Below are 14,165 nucleotides of genomic sequence, written 5' to 3' on the forward strand. Positions count from 1 at the left end.
TCCCCCCCATTTTAACTTTATGTATTTTATCTAAATTCAAACATAAAAAAATATAAAAAAACGCCCCGGGAACAAATTACTGTCCCACAGGCGCTTATCTTCCGCTGCTTGCCCGGCCACATAACAAAATGTTATTGCCTGCTCAGTTCCTAGTATTCTAATATATGACATCCTTTATTGTCAAGTGGTTCCTTCAAAAGAGTGTCGACAAAAGCAACACTCTTTCAAAAATAATCATTCTTAAAGTAATTTCACAACGACCTAAAAAACGATAAACAGGAAATCTCCTTATTCTTTAAATAAGCCCTTCATTTTTTCCGAAAAAGACTTTTTTTCTTCGCTGCTACTCCTATTTTCCTGAGCTGGAGCTGCTTCACCCTGATAGAACTGACGCAACAAATCTTTCTGTCTTTCGCTCATATCCGTAGGAATTTTCACTTTCAATGTTACAATCTGATTGCCACGAACTTTGGGGTTTCTTAAGTTAGGGATACCTACCCCCCGTAAAGTAACCACCGTTTCCGGCTGTGTACCGGGTTTAATGGTGTATTTCTGCTCACCATCAATGGTTTTAATGGTAACTTCCCCACCCAAAGCTGCCTGCACAAAAGTAATGGGAACATCACAATATACATCAAAGCCTTTTCTGATAAACACACGGTCGGGCTGAACATAAACGGTTACCAGCAAGTCACCGTAGCCTCCGCCGTTTTCACCAACTTCGCCTTTGTTTGCCAAGCGGATGGTCTGGCCGTTATCAATGCCCTTCGGTATATTTACCTCATACTTCTTCGTCTTTTTCACTTTACCTGTACCACGGCAAGTATTACAAGGATCTTTTACGATTTTACCTGTTCCGTGACATTGGCTGCAAGTACGCACAGAGGTGACCGCGCCAAACATAGACTGCTGAACAAATCTCTCTTGTCCCGTGCCATTACATCTTGGGCAGCTTTCAGCATGGGTACCGGGTTTCGCACCGGTACCATGGCAAGCTTCACACTCGTCTAATATACTAACAGAAATTTCTTTTGTACAGCCAAATGCTGCCTCCTCAAAAGAAAGCTGAATATTTACATTGATATCACTGCCCCGTCTTGGTCCATTTTTACGGGTACCGCCACCGAACCCGCCAAAACCAAACATACTGCCAAAAATATCGCCCAAATCTCCCATATCGAAGCCTTGACCATAAAATCCGCCGCCTGCACCGCCTTGCTCAAATGCAGCATGCCCAAACTGATCATACTGTGCCTTTTTTTGAGGATCGCTCAAAACTTCATAGGCTTCATTGACTTCTTTGAATTTTTCTTCCGCTTCTTTATTGTCGGGATTTTGGTCAGGATGGTATTTCACTGCCATCTTACGGTAAGCCTTCTTCAACTCAGCCTCAGTGGCATCTTTGCTTACCCCCAATATTTCGTAATAATCTCTTTTATCTGCCAACTTCCTCACCACCTTTGTTCTTGCAAACTCTCATTACAGCAAAAGCAGGGGCAGATCCCCGCCCTTGCCATGCACAACTACTATATTTTACAGTTCTTTGCCTTCACCGTCAACAACATTTGGATCTCCGCCGTTGGGGTCTGCACCTTGTTCACCTTGGGCAGCCTGTGCCTGCTGATACAGTTTTTCGGAAATTTTATAGAATTCCTGTGTTAAGGCCTCTGTTGCCGCCTTTACATTTTCCACATCAGTCTCTGTCATTGTTTCGGGGTTCAAATCTTTCACTGTATCTTTCAATTTATTCAATTCTGCTTCCACAGCACTCTTTTCATCTTCGCTCAGCTTGCCTTCCAATTCGCCAAGGGTTTTTTCTGTCTGGAAAATCAAAGAGTCCGCTTCATTTTTTGCATCAATTGCTTCTTTTCTCTTTCTGTCGTCTTCTGCAAACTGTTCAGCTTCTTTTACAGCCTTGTCAATTTCATCATCACTGAGGTTAGAGCCGGCTGTAATGGTGATTTTCTGTTCTTTTCCTGTGCCTAAATCCTTAGCGGAAACATTTACGATACCGTTAGCATCAATATCGAAGGTTACTTCAACCTGAGGGATGCCACGTCTTGCAGGTGCAATCCCATCCAATTTAAAGCGTCCCAATGTTTTGTTGTCTTTTGCCAAAGGTCTTTCGCCCTGTACAACATGGATATCTACTGCTGTCTGATTATCCTCTGCTGTGGAGAATACCTGCTTTTTGTTTGTAGGAATGGTTGTGTTTCTGTCAATGAGCTTTGTTGCAACGCCACCCAGTGTTTCAATACCCAAGGACAAAGGTGTTACGTCCAAAAGAAGTACACTGCCTGCACCTTCGTCTCCAGCTAATTTACCACCCTGAATTGCGGCACCAACAGCAACACATTCATCAGGGTTAATGCCTTTGAAAGGTTCTTTTGCGGTATATTTCTTCACTGCATCCTGTACCGCAGGAATTCTTGTGGAACCACCAACCAACAATACTTTGTCAATTTCGTTTGCACTAAGACCTGCATCAGACAATGCCTGACGAACGGGGCCCATAGTACCATCTACCAAATCAGCTGTCAGCTCATCAAATTTTGCTCTGCTCAATGTTACATCCAAGTGCTTAGGACCATCCTGATTCATGGTAATGAAAGGCAAATTAATGTTGGTTGTGCTTACTGTAGAAAGCTCTTTTTTCGCCTTTTCTGCAGCTTCTTTCAATCTCTGCATTGCCATTTTGTCTTTGCTTAAATCCATGCCTTCCGCTTTCTTGAATTCAGCTACCAAGAAATCAATGACTCTCTGGTCAAAGTCATCACCACCCAAACGTGTATTACCGTTTGTAGAAAGAACTTCGATAACGCCATCACCAATTTCAATAATGGAAACGTCGAAAGTACCGCCGCCTAAGTCATAAACCATGATTTTCTGTTCGTTTTCGTTATCCAAACCATATGCCAAAGCTGCGGATGTAGGCTCGTTAATGATACGTTTTACTTCTAAACCTGCAATACGACCTGCATCTTTTGTTGCCTGTCTTTGTGCATCATTAAAGTAAGCAGGTACGGTAATAACCGCTTCAGTAACGGTTTCGCCCAAATAGCTTTCTGCATCTGCTTTTAATTTTTGCAAAATCATTGCGGAAATTTCCTGAGGAGAATAGCTTTTATCTTCAATATTTACTTTGTAATTTTCGCCCATTCTTCTTTTGATAGAGCTGATTGTATTATCAGGATTTGTAATTGCCTGACGTTTTGCTGTCTCCCCTACCAATCTTTCACCGTTTTTTGCAAAACCAACAACAGAAGGTGTTGTTCTGGCACCATCACTATTTACGATAACAACAGGCTGACCGCCTTCCATAACTGCCACACAAGAGTTGGTTGTACCCAAGTCAATACCAATAATTTTTCCCATAATTTTATCCTCCTATTTCAATATAAATATTTTTTCTTAGTTAGCTACCTTCACCATACTATGGCGTATCACTTTATCTTTATATTTATAGCCCTTTAACATTTCCAAGATAATTTCATTTTCTCCATAGCTTTCATCGTCCTCATGGGCAACTGCCGCATGAAAATTCGGGTCAAACTGTTCCCCCAGTGCTTTGATTTCCTCCACACCCAGGCCATGTAAAACCTCTTGGAATTGTTTTAAGGTCATTTCAACACCCTTAAAAAAGCCATCATTTTCTTCTGCCTTGCCTGCTTGCGCTGCTACGGCTCTCTCTAAGTTGTCAACCACCATTAAAAGCTTCTCTACGGTATCTCTCACACCATCATCATACATGGAAGCTTTCTCTTTTGCTGTACGTTTGCGAAAGTTATCAAATTCAGCCAAACACCTTTGGTACTTGTCAAAATTTTCAGCCGCCTGCTGTTCCAACTTTGCAATCTTCTCAGCAGTTTCATCAACCACCTCACCTTCCACCGCTTTTTCTGTTTCCGGCGATTCTTCTATAATTTCAGTCTGCTCTTGCGTCTCAAGATTTTCTTCCGCTATTATGTCTTCCTTTTGTTTATTCTCTTCCACTTATTTCCCTCTTTTCTCTATCCGTCTCTATTATCGTCCGTCAAGTTTCGTAACACCTTCTCGATATTTTGCACCATTCCGTTTAGCACGGAAATTACCTGGGAATAGTCCATTCTTGTAGGCCCAACAATGCCAATTGTACCTCTTGTGTCGTCGCTGAGCTTATAGGTTGCCGTAATGACACTGCAATCTTTCATGCTTTGCACTGTGTTTTCACTGCCAATTAAAACTTGCAGATCATTGCTTTTGCTTTCTTCTAACAAGGTAACCAAAACATCTTTTTCCTCCAGTGTCTGGAATAAAGATTTTGCCTTGCTGATATCAGAAAATTCAGGAAAGGCCAAAATATTTCTTGCCCCGCTCATATGAAGCTGAACTTTTTCCGCTGCATCCATGGTAGCTTGCAGTGCTCTTAAAATGGGTCTCAGTAACTCACTGTATTCACCCAATTGAATCTGCAGTCTACTTATGACTTCACGGCCAATCTGCTGTAATGCACATCCTTGGAATGCACGGTTTAAATACATCCCAATTTCAAAAATCTTATCTTCATCAGGGACAACTCCCAATTTAATCACATGGTTTTTCATAAAATTATCTTCCGTTACAATTACCAAAAGAACGGAAACCATATCCAACGGCAATAAGCGAATCTGCTTAATTCTTGCCCTTTGCCCCACAGGCTCTGAAATAAAGGATGTATAGTTTGTGAGAGAGGAGATCACCCTTGCTGTTTCTTCCATGAGGTAATCAATCTGACTAATATCTCTGGAAATTACACTTTGTAAATACCCTTGCTCTTCTAAACTCAACTCCCGTTTTTTCATAAGGTGATCTACATAAAGACGATACCCTAAATCTGAGGGAATACGCCCGGAGGATGCATGCGGCTGCATAATAAACCCCATCTCCTCCAAATCACTCATTTCGTTTCGTATTGTGGCAGAGCTGATACCAAGGTTATATTTCTTTGCAATGGTTCTGGAGCCGACCGGTTCCGCCGTTTCAATATAGTCATTGATAATTGCTTGTAGAATTTGAATTTTTCTGTCATTCAATGACATCAGAGCCGCCTCCCCTCTTTTGCTTGTTAGCACTCACTTAGCATGAGTGCTAATTTATATACATAAGATAGCACTTGAATCCTTAGATGTCAAGCGCAAAATATAAAATTTCTTCTATTTTTTAAGAATAAAATAAAAATCATTCCTTTTTCTTTCTAATCCAGTAAAAACTTCGCAAAAACCTGATTACTTAGGTCTATGCCTCTTGCTGTTAATGCAACTCCATTTTCCGTCTGCATCATCAACCCGCTTTCAACAAAATCATAAATAACCGCTCCATAAACGGAGGTCATTTCCACCCCGAAACGGCTGAAAAAGCTTTCGTAAGAAACTCCTTCTGTCATCCGCAGACCCAAAAACATAAATTCTCCCATAGCATCTTCCTTTGTAACAACTTCTTTTTCTTCCTCTAATAAAGATATTTCCCCTTCTGCCAAAATATATTTGTCCAAATCATAGGTATTATGAAAACGATTTCCATTTAAATAGGAATGCGCACCCAAACCCACTCCTAAATAAGGCTCTGTCTGCCAGTATATTTCATTATGCCTGCTTTCTCTCCCCGCTTTTGCAAAATTGGAAATTTCATATTGCCCGTAACCCCTTTTTTCTAAAAAAGAGACAGCATAATGATACATCTCTCGATCCAACTCTTCCCCGATCTCCAAAAGCTCTCCTTTTTGAAAGGCCTCATAAAAAGGAGTCCCTTCTTCGATGATTAAACTATACGCTGAAATATGCTCAGGATTCATGGATGTAATTTTATCCAGCGTCTCCTTCCAATCCCCAAAGGTTTGTGTTGGCAAAGCAAACATTAAATCTACATTAATATTGTCAAAACCGGCTTTTCTTACAACCTGAAAATTATTTTGAAATTCCTCAATAGTATGAATGCGTCCTAAGGTAGATAAAAGGCGATTTTGCCAAGCCTGAACGCCCATGCTCAGGCGGTTAAACCCTATTTTTTTTAAGACTTCTGCTTTTTCTTTCTCAATGGTTCCGGGGTTTGCTTCAATGGTTATCTCAGCATCCTTTGCAAGGAAAAAAGATTTCTTTATCTTCAACATCAAACGCGCTAACTGTTCCTTTGAAAGAACCGTGGGTGTCCCTCCGCCGAAAAATATAGAGCTTATTTGACAACTCTTGTAGTATTGCCCTCTTTTTTCAACTTCCCGTTCTAAAGCACTAACATATTCTTCATACTTTTCCTCCATACTTCCAAAAGAAGGAAAATCACAATATAAACATTTTTTCTTACAAAAGGGAATATGAACGTAAAGTCCCATAGTTTTCATCATAACTCATCCTCTCATTCCCCTCATCATAGCATAGGCTGTCCTTGAAAAAAAGAAGTATTTGTGCTATACTTTTTATTTGTGAAAAATCAATTTTATATATCTTTTGTATAAATCTTGGAAATGCGAGGTTTTTCCCTATGAATGCTTTTCATGAAATGAAAGAAGAAATCACAGAATTTTTTAATCGGAATCTTGCTTTGAAAGGTATCAAATGGATTTGCGCCATTCTATTTCCATTTTATCTTACCTTAGCAGCAAACTACCTTTCCTTTGGCAATAAAGAACAATTGTATTCCCTTTTCACCCAACACACAGGCTCTTTCTTTTTTGGTCTTATGTTGGTTTGGCTTGCTTTTCTCTTTTTTGCCCTCATAATACCAAATTTATCCGTAGCCGCTCTGGTTACCTCACTAATTTTTATTAGTTTATCCTTAGTTGACTATTTTAAATTTACAATTTTAGAGGTGCATTTTTTGCCTTGGGATATCTATTTGGCGCAAAATGCCAAAAGCTTTTCGGAATTTCTAACATCCATTATCATTCCCCAAGGCGCTTGGGAAATTTTATTCAGCACCTTGTTTTATTGTATTTTTCTTTACTTACTTGCTCCCACAATCCCCGTCAAATGGAGATTCCGTGCCTTGGCCTCTCCCTTTTTTCTCATTGGGTTGTGTCTGGTTGTGTCAAACAATACCGTTCGTCAAACCGTTGCTCCCGTTTTTGGTATTTCTTTGGATGAAACTACCGACCAAACCGAGCTATACGCCAAACATGGTTTTTTAACCGCCTTTTCCCTAAACTTTGGTTCTTTGAATATGGGAGAACCCCAAAATTACAGCAAAAGCTACATACAACATGCTTTTGAAAAATATTTACCTGAAAATAATAGTGGGGAGACCTTTCAAAATCCTGATATAATCGTGGTACTTTCAGAAGCATTTTGGGATCCTACCGTTTTAAACGGCGTTACATTCTCTGGCGATCCTCTGGAGAATTTCAGAGAAATAGCCCAAACAAACCCCAGTGGTAAAATGATTTCTCCTACTTTTGGTGGAGGTACCGTACGTCCGGAATTTGAAATTCTAACGGGAATGTCAACCAGTGCATTGCCCCCCGGTAACATCCCTTATCAACAGTATGTAAAAGACGATATCTTTTCTTATCCCAGAACCTATAAAAACTTGGGCTATGATGCCGTAGGCCTTCATACCTACCAAAAAACGTTTTATAATCGTGACAAAGCATATCCCTTCATGGGCTTTGATGAATTTCTAGGTGAATATGATCTCCATGCAGAGCAACATTGGAACAGCGGTCCGTATATAACGGATGAAACCATTGCAGAAGAAGTCATCTACCAATTGGAGCAGCCCCATGACGTAGGGGTATTTGTTATGGCGATAACCATGGAAAATCATAGCATGTATTATGATAAATATGATGAAGAAGATCGGGTCATTAAAGTGAGCGGGGAAAATCTGTCATCTGCGCAAAAAGTGACCTTGGAAAACTATGCCGCCGGCGTTCGTGATTCAGACCGTGCCCTAAAAGCGATTTATGACTTTGTCATGAGTCGAGAAAAGCCTACGGTAGTTCTTTGGTATGGGGATCATTTGCCCACGTTAGGGGATAATTTTGAACCATATACCACCACCAATACCATTTCATCTGATACCGCGGCACAATGGACGGAAAAGGAAAAATACACCATGTTCTCTACTCCTTATCTGATTTTCACAAATTATGATACCGGTCGGGAATATCTGGCAAACCAGGAATCCATCTCCCCTTATCTGCTTCCTGCTCTTATGGCAGACTATATTGATGCACCCCAGTGTATCCAAACGAATTTTCTTTTAGATTTGTACAAAACTTGCCCCATTATCAGTAAGTATTATAATTTTTACTCCCCCAATACCAATAAGACCAAGCGGGAGGAAATGGAAAAGCTTCATGAACTTATGACCTACGATTTGCTTATTGGTAAAAACTATATTTCCCAAATAAAGTAACCTATTTCATTGCAAAAAACCCTATGCTTACCAGTAAAAAATATGGAAAGCATAGGGTTTTTCATAAAAAAGATTGTTTCCCTATTTTAGAAACAATCTTTTAAACTTATTTTCATTTATATTCTGGGAAATCCTCCGTCCCAAACAACGGATTGATACCCGGCTCTGTCTGTATCCCCTTCGGTACTAAAACATAATACCCTTGCTTTTTCATCAAGCTTAAGCTTTTCTTTCCATTCTCTCAAAACAGGGTTTCTCATAATTTCCGCAACACAACCAAAGGTTGCCGCGCCGCTTTCTCCCGAAATAATTCGTTCATCCTCTTTTCCAGGATTTCCCAAAATTCGCATCCCTTGAGCCGCAACATAATCAGGGCAAGAAATAAAATAATCTCCATATTCCTTTAAAATTTCCCATCCAATGCTGCAAGGCTCTCCGCAGGCTAACCCCGCCATAATGGTATTCATTTCTCCGGTCACATTGTGCAGCATTCCATCTCTTGCCTCCGCCGTACGATAGATACAATCTGCCTTATTTGGCTCAACGATAGTAATAATGGGACATTCTTCTTTGTAGAGTGCCGCAAAAAAAGCCGTAACCGCCCCTGCCATAGACCCAACACCTGCCTGCAAAAAAATATGGGTAAGTTTTTCCCTTAGTTGAGTATACGCCTCATATGCCATTGTTCCATAGCCTTGCATAATCCACAAAGGAATCTCCTCATACCCTTCCCATGCGGTATCCTGTACCATAGCCCAACCATTCTCCTCTGCCTGTTTGTTGGCAAAGCGAACGGCATTATCATAATTCAGGTCAGTAATAGAAGCTTCTGCACCTTCTGCCAAAATATTTTCCAAACGCTCCTTTGCACTGCCCTTTGGCATATATACCACAGCCTTTTGTTTCAGCATCTTCGCCGTCCATGCAACACCCCTGCCATGGTTTCCATCTGTTGCTGTCACAAATGTTATTTCCCCTAATTTGCGTCTGGTTTCTTCCGAAATTAAATCGTTGTATGTAAAATTTTCTATGCTTTGTCCTATTTTTTTTGCCAGATAACTTCCTATGGCAAAGCTGCCCCCTAAAACCTTAAAAGCATTCAATCCAAAGCGGAATGATTCATCTTTTATATAGACATTTTCCAGCCCCAATTCTTTGGCTGTATTTTCTAAAGTAACCAAAGGTGTTTGACAATAGACAGGAAAACTGCTGTGAAATGCCTGAACCCTCTTTGCACTGTCCAGACTAAAGTGACTTAAATCCCCTTTTTGCCTGTTGCTTCTATCATACTGTACAAGCTTAAACGTTTCTTTCAACATAATCCCCCCTGAATTGGAATCTTCTTCCTTTTAGTATACCTATGCATTCCTTTTTCTGCAAGATCCCTGTAGGATATAAGTCATAAAAGGGCATGGCTTTTCAAAAAAGCCATGCCCTTCATTCTTATTATTTTAAGTCATATTAAATGGTTGCATTCTCAACCGCCGCTTGAATTAACAAAGTACAAGCGTTTCGATTTAAGGGAAATACGCGTCCAAAATAGATATAATATATCAGCATAGACCAATAAACCTCATATCCCCCTTTGTCATACTCCTCTTCCGTGGGAAAATACCCTGTACAGCCGTTGGTATATCCTCCAAAATAAAAATATTCATTTCTCGTTTGTTCCTGTGCCCTTAACGCAAATTCACACATAATTTCATTTGGCACACCGCAAAAACATCCGTCGTCCATGGAAAAATACTGAATTTCCGTTGTGTCTTTCTGTGTATTCACGCCAAGTTCTTGTAAGCGCCGCACCTCAGATAACCACAAAGTGCCGTCAATCCCTGCATATTTTTTCGCTTCTTCAGCAATTTCCATTGCCCGCTTATCACTAAGCATATCCGAATATAAATCCACATATACAGAGTGCATTTTCAGTCTTTTTATCTCCACAGGCTGTATGGAATCTATCTTTTTTCCAACCTGTCGCAATACCTCTTGGGCCATATCCATTAACCCATGCTCCGATGAAATAAAGCGATCATCGCAGGCATCCGGAGGGGTCAATGCAGAAGAGAAATACTTAGGAGCCACATTGCCGGAGGCGCCTTGTGTTATCATGACTGGGCAGCCAAACCTTTCTTGCAATACATCCCGTACCGTACCAAAATAGTCAGAGGAAATCATATAATTATCCGCTTTTAAAACATTAGCATGGGCAGTTAAGCGCAAAAGCAATAATTTAAGGTTTCCACTTTTCCAGTCTACCACCTTAAAGATTCCAATTCTCCTGTCCAACTCTCCCCTATCCAATCTACGGTTTAAGCCGATATCACCATAAGCATTTCCCCATGCCCCTTTGATAGGCACCATGTTTTGCAATGCCAAAACTACAGCCTTTTTTATTCCGTCGTCTACAAAAAGGGCATACTCCTTTTCTATGGAATCATTGGGCGCCGCGTGCGTATGGGAAAAACAAAGCATTACTTTTTCCATTCCAACCCCTAGCAATGCCCCAATTGTCTTTCTTAAGGTGTCTCCATGCTGTCTAGAGAAACCGATGTGATCAATGGCAATCAAACAACACCTTTCCTCTTTATATTGCCATAGGGAAACCTGAGCAGAAAGTGCATGGGCCACCCCTCTGGATTGCTCATCCTCCCGTCCAAAGCCAATGGTTTGTACAGGCTTTCTCGGTGTAATATCCACTTCTTCATACGCAAAATAAACGGTATCAAATTTTTCATTCATTCCTTGATTTTTCATAACACTTTACTCCTTTTATTCTATTAAGATACACTGCCTCAACAGTGTTCAACCCAGAGGAATTCGTCCGAAAGAAAAGCCGATAATTCCTTTTCCTTAAAATCATAAAAGTTGCAAAGTCATTTTAAAACTATATCTACTCCATGCAAACACAATCCAAAACAACTTTGCATGGAGTAAAAGCAATGGTTAACCTCATACTATCCCTCATTTCTTAATTTAATCTTTTCATATATTCCTCAATTAGCAGACGAATAATAATTCTTATCCAACGACGAAATTTTGATTATCTGCAAGTTACCGCTGTACCGGAAACGCTAACCATCAACATTCCGTTATCCGCTCCCAAGACCTCATAATCCACATCCACACCGACAATGGCATTTGCCCCCATGGCATTGGCTCTCTTTACCATCTCCGCAATAGCCTGTTCCCTTGCGTTAATCAATTCCTCCTCATAAGTACCGGATCTTCCGCCAAAAAAATTACTTAATCCGGCAATCATATCCTTGACAAAATTAACACCTGCAATCACCTCACCAAAAACAATCCCGTGGTAAGTTAAAATTTCTTTTCCCTCAATGGTATTTGTCGTTGTAACAATCATTTTGTTGCTCCTTTCTTTATCTCATATTAATAAATAATCTTACGCATTTGTGCACCAAAGGGCATTAATGCAAGCCCTGCAAATTTAAAATGCTGAATCCCAAAGGGTATCCCTATAATAGTAATACAGCAGACAACCCCCATAGCCAAAGATCCCATTGCCAATTCAAAGCCACACAATAAAATCCAAATTATATTTAAAATAATAGACCCTGAACTTAAATTTCCATAATAAATTTGGGTTCCAAAGGGCCAAATTACCATTTGGGCAAACTTAAAGCATTGTAAACCAATGGGAATGCCTATAATGGTGATACAGCAGATAACCCCTGCCAAAAACCAACCAATTGCTGATAAAAGCCCTCCAAATATCAGCCAAAGAATATTCCCTAAAACACTCATTTTTCTTTTTCCTTCCTATAAAAATCCCTGTAATATTGTACCAACTTTTCATAATCCCTGAAGAACAGCACCTCTTTCCCTGCCATCGAAAGTCTGTAAACACCTTTTTCTATTCGTTCAAACCATTGATAAACATTGCTTCGTAACATTGCGGCATATTTGTCCTCTTTTCCCATTTCTCTCAATTCCTTTAAGGAGATTTGTCCAAACTGTTCCATGATGCAACAAAGCTCAATGGCTTTTTCACGATATGCCGTCATGATCTTTCGACGTGTCATACCTCCCACATTCTCTGCAACTTGGCGATTTTCCATCTCTGCCTGAAGACGCTCTTGCTTCTTCCTGTTTTTGCGCACCAAACTGTCAGAAGGCTCTAAGATTACATCCACCGTTTGCAAAGGGCTATCCAGCGCAACTGTAATTAAACCCAACTCCAAACGCTTTAATAACTTTAGCATATCCTTCCAGGCCTTCTCCCTCTGCCCTTTTTGGGGACGAGGAATGGCTACATAAACTTGGTCTGTCAAGCTTTGTCGCTCCAAAGCCTGATACACCAGTTTTAAGTTGAAACGTGTCTTTAACTCCACGATTAGGGTTTGCCCTTCTTTTACAGCGGCAATGTCACAATTCTTGACCTCAGCCTGTACCTGATAGCCCTCTTCCTCCAAAAAAAGACGAATGGGCTCATACAAATCCGTTTCTTTCAAACTCATGCCTTTCTTCCTTTAGCCATAAATGCCTCAATTTCATCTACAGTACGAATCAAATTGGGTGTCATTACTTCACATCCGCTTTCAGTAACCAAAACATCATCCTCAATACGAATACCAATTTCCCACTCATCAATATATAGTCCCGGCTCTACCGTCAGAACCATCCCCGCCTGCAAATCCCGATCCATATATCGTCCTATATCGTGGGTCTCAGCGCCTAAATAATGGCTGACACCGTGGTAATAATATTTTGCAACATCTTCCATGGTTTCAGCTAAACCAATTTTTTTCAATTCCTCAAAATAATGTTCTTTTAACACTTCATTCAATCGAGAAAAAGGCACACCCGGCTGAATAGTTTCAATCACCTTTTGCTGTCCGGATAACACAATATTATAAACGTTTTTTTGCTTCTCGGTAAATTTTCCGTTCACAGGGAATGTACGGGTAATATCTCCGTTATACCAATCCACCTGTGCCCCCGCATCCACTAAAACCAAATCGCCGTCTTTTGTCAGATGATTATTTTCAACATAATGGAGAATGGTTCCTCTTTTTCCAGCCGCCGCAATGGTTTGAAATGCCTTTTGACGCACGCCCCTTTTGGTTAGCACAAAGTCAAAATATGCCTCAATTTCATACTCCATCATACCCTCACGGGCATTTTCCATCATGGCTAAAAAACCCTCTTGGGTAATCTCCATGGCTTTGCCCATACGCTCCAATTCCCAATCCTCTTTAATCAATCGCAAATCACTGAAAATAGGATACAAATCTTGCATATGAACTCCCGGATATTGTTCTCTTAATTCCTTTGCAAAAGAAATGGCAGCAGAGGGTAAAGCATTCCAATCTCTGTTTTCCAAATCCAGATATACGTTTTTTATATTATGCTTAAATATAAACTCTGCAAAATCCTTCCGAAATCCATCAATAAATTCAATAGTTTCAATTCCGGACTTTTCTCTTGCTTCCTCTGTGGTAATATTTGCCCCTACCCACTTTGCTAAAATTCCATTATCCCGTGGAATATACAAAGTAGTTGTTACATCCGAGGATGTTTTGGTCATCAATAAAATACAGTTTTCTCGTTCGATTCCCGTAACGTAATAAAAGTTACGGTCTGGTGAAAAAGGATACTGTTCATCCCCACGTTTGTAGGGTGCCTGCCCTGCAAAAACCACAGCAACACTATGTTCATTCAACCGTTCTTCCAATTTATCTCTGTTTTTTTGAAATTTATCCATTTCAAACATCAAACCTCTCTTATCATTATATTAACATGAATTACTATCACAAACTCTAAGAATCCCGAATAAAAAT

The 14,165-nt window shown here is 40.2% G+C and carries 12 protein-coding genes and 1 riboswitch; of the genes, 1 reads left to right on the forward strand and 11 read right to left on the reverse strand.

The genetic code is table 11. From position 1 onward, the window contains the following. Nucleotides 1–77: 77 nt before the first annotated feature. Nucleotides 78–156, reverse strand: a riboswitch (NiCo riboswitch). Nucleotides 157–288: 132 nt separating this feature from the next. The 5 genes from dnaJ to hemW form a co-directional block, all read right to left on the reverse strand. Then, on the reverse strand, nt 289–1,446 hold the full coding sequence (gene dnaJ, locus P9Q65_RS02310) for a molecular chaperone DnaJ (protein ID WP_304507503.1): 1,158 nt from the start codon (nt 1,444–1,446) through the stop codon (nt 289–291). An 87-nt stretch (nt 1,447–1,533) separates the two neighbouring features. Next, on the reverse strand, nt 1,534–3,375 hold the full coding sequence (gene dnaK / locus P9Q65_RS02315; RefSeq protein ID WP_304507504.1) for a molecular chaperone DnaK: 1,842 nt from the start codon (nt 3,373–3,375) through the stop codon (nt 1,534–1,536). Nucleotides 3,376–3,411: 36 nt separating this feature from the next. After that, nucleotides 3,412–3,993, reverse strand: coding sequence for a nucleotide exchange factor GrpE (gene grpE / locus P9Q65_RS02320; RefSeq protein WP_304507505.1), 582 nt, complete (start codon nt 3,991–3,993; stop codon nt 3,412–3,414). A 17-nt stretch (nt 3,994–4,010) separates the two neighbouring features. Beyond that, nucleotides 4,011–5,057, reverse strand: coding sequence for a heat-inducible transcriptional repressor HrcA (gene hrcA / locus P9Q65_RS02325; RefSeq protein WP_304507506.1), 1,047 nt, complete (start codon nt 5,055–5,057; stop codon nt 4,011–4,013). Nucleotides 5,058–5,212: 155 nt separating this feature from the next. Next, nucleotides 5,213–6,355, reverse strand: coding sequence for a radical SAM family heme chaperone HemW (gene hemW / locus P9Q65_RS02330; RefSeq protein ID WP_304507507.1), 1,143 nt, complete (start codon nt 6,353–6,355; stop codon nt 5,213–5,215). 137 nt (nt 6,356–6,492) lie between these two features. On the opposite strand from hemW, the gene P9Q65_RS02335 reads away from it, so the two are divergent. Beyond that, nucleotides 6,493–8,367 carry an LTA synthase family protein gene (locus tag P9Q65_RS02335; RefSeq protein WP_304507509.1) on the forward strand — a complete coding sequence of 625 codons (1,875 nt, stop codon included), beginning with the start codon at nt 6,493–6,495 and terminating at the stop codon, nt 8,365–8,367. Nucleotides 8,368–8,483: 116 nt separating this feature from the next. On the opposite strand, the gene dpaL is transcribed toward P9Q65_RS02335, so the two are convergent. The 6 genes from dpaL to P9Q65_RS02365 all read right to left on the reverse strand — a co-directional run bounded on the left by dpaL (nt 8,484) and on the right by P9Q65_RS02365 (nt 14,098). Next, nucleotides 8,484–9,686, reverse strand: coding sequence for a diaminopropionate ammonia-lyase (gene dpaL, locus P9Q65_RS02340; protein WP_330695149.1), 1,203 nt, complete (start codon nt 9,684–9,686; stop codon nt 8,484–8,486). Between the two features lie 142 nt (nt 9,687–9,828). Next, entirely contained in the window at nt 9,829–11,121 is a 1,293-nt protein-coding gene (locus P9Q65_RS02345; protein ID WP_304507511.1) for an alkaline ceramidase, read from the reverse strand. Between the two features lie 286 nt (nt 11,122–11,407). Further along, nucleotides 11,408–11,728, reverse strand: a complete 321-nt coding sequence (locus tag P9Q65_RS02350) for a putative heavy metal-binding protein (RefSeq protein WP_304507512.1) — start codon at nt 11,726–11,728, stop codon at nt 11,408–11,410. 26 nt (nt 11,729–11,754) lie between these two features. Beyond that, a complete protein-coding gene (locus P9Q65_RS02355) occupies nt 11,755–12,129 on the reverse strand; it encodes a YccF domain-containing protein (protein WP_304507514.1) in 375 nt (124 codons plus the stop codon). Continuing rightward, on the reverse strand, nt 12,126–12,842 hold the full coding sequence (locus tag P9Q65_RS02360) for a DUF2161 domain-containing phosphodiesterase (RefSeq protein WP_304507516.1): 717 nt from the start codon (nt 12,840–12,842) through the stop codon (nt 12,126–12,128). The genes P9Q65_RS02355 and P9Q65_RS02360 overlap by 4 nt, the downstream gene beginning before the upstream one ends. Then, complete coding sequence (locus P9Q65_RS02365; RefSeq protein WP_330695150.1) at nt 12,839–14,098, reverse strand: aminopeptidase P family protein; 1,260 nt, start codon at nt 14,096–14,098, stop codon at nt 12,839–12,841. Before P9Q65_RS02365 ends, P9Q65_RS02360 begins: the two co-directional genes overlap by 4 nt. Between the last annotated feature and the right edge of the window lie 67 nt (nt 14,099–14,165).

Origin of the sequence: Anaerotignum sp., from assembly GCF_030625865.1 — a bacterium.
Classification (GTDB): Bacteria; Bacillota; Clostridia; order Lachnospirales; family Anaerotignaceae; genus Chakrabartyella.

Bases quoted from the DNA above. Each gene is read 5' to 3' on its own strand.
- hrcA (WP_304507506.1), bottom strand. From the start codon at position 5,057: ATGTCATTGAATGACAGAAAAATTCAAATTCTACAAGCAATTATCAAT.
- P9Q65_RS02360 (WP_304507516.1), bottom strand. From the start codon at position 12,842: ATGAGTTTGAAAGAAACGGATTTGTATGAGCCCATTCGTCTTTTTTTG.
- dnaK (WP_304507504.1), bottom strand. From the start codon at position 3,375: ATGGGAAAAATTATTGGTATTGACTTGGGTACAACCAACTCTTGTGTG.
- P9Q65_RS02355 (WP_304507514.1), bottom strand. From the start codon at position 12,129: ATGAGTGTTTTAGGGAATATTCTTTGGCTGATATTTGGAGGGCTTTTA.
- P9Q65_RS02335 (WP_304507509.1), top strand. From the start codon at position 6,493: ATGAATGCTTTTCATGAAATGAAAGAAGAAATCACAGAATTTTTTAAT.
- P9Q65_RS02345 (WP_304507511.1), bottom strand. From the start codon at position 11,121: ATGAAAAATCAAGGAATGAATGAAAAATTTGATACCGTTTATTTTGCG.
- P9Q65_RS02350 (WP_304507512.1), bottom strand. From the start codon at position 11,728: ATGATTGTTACAACGACAAATACCATTGAGGGAAAAGAAATTTTAACT.
- P9Q65_RS02365 (WP_330695150.1), bottom strand. From the start codon at position 14,098: ATGTTTGAAATGGATAAATTTCAAAAAAACAGAGATAAATTGGAAGAA.
- dpaL (WP_330695149.1), bottom strand. From the start codon at position 9,686: ATGTTGAAAGAAACGTTTAAGCTTGTACAGTATGATAGAAGCAACAGG.
- hemW (WP_304507507.1), bottom strand. From the start codon at position 6,355: ATGATGAAAACTATGGGACTTTACGTTCATATTCCCTTTTGTAAGAAA.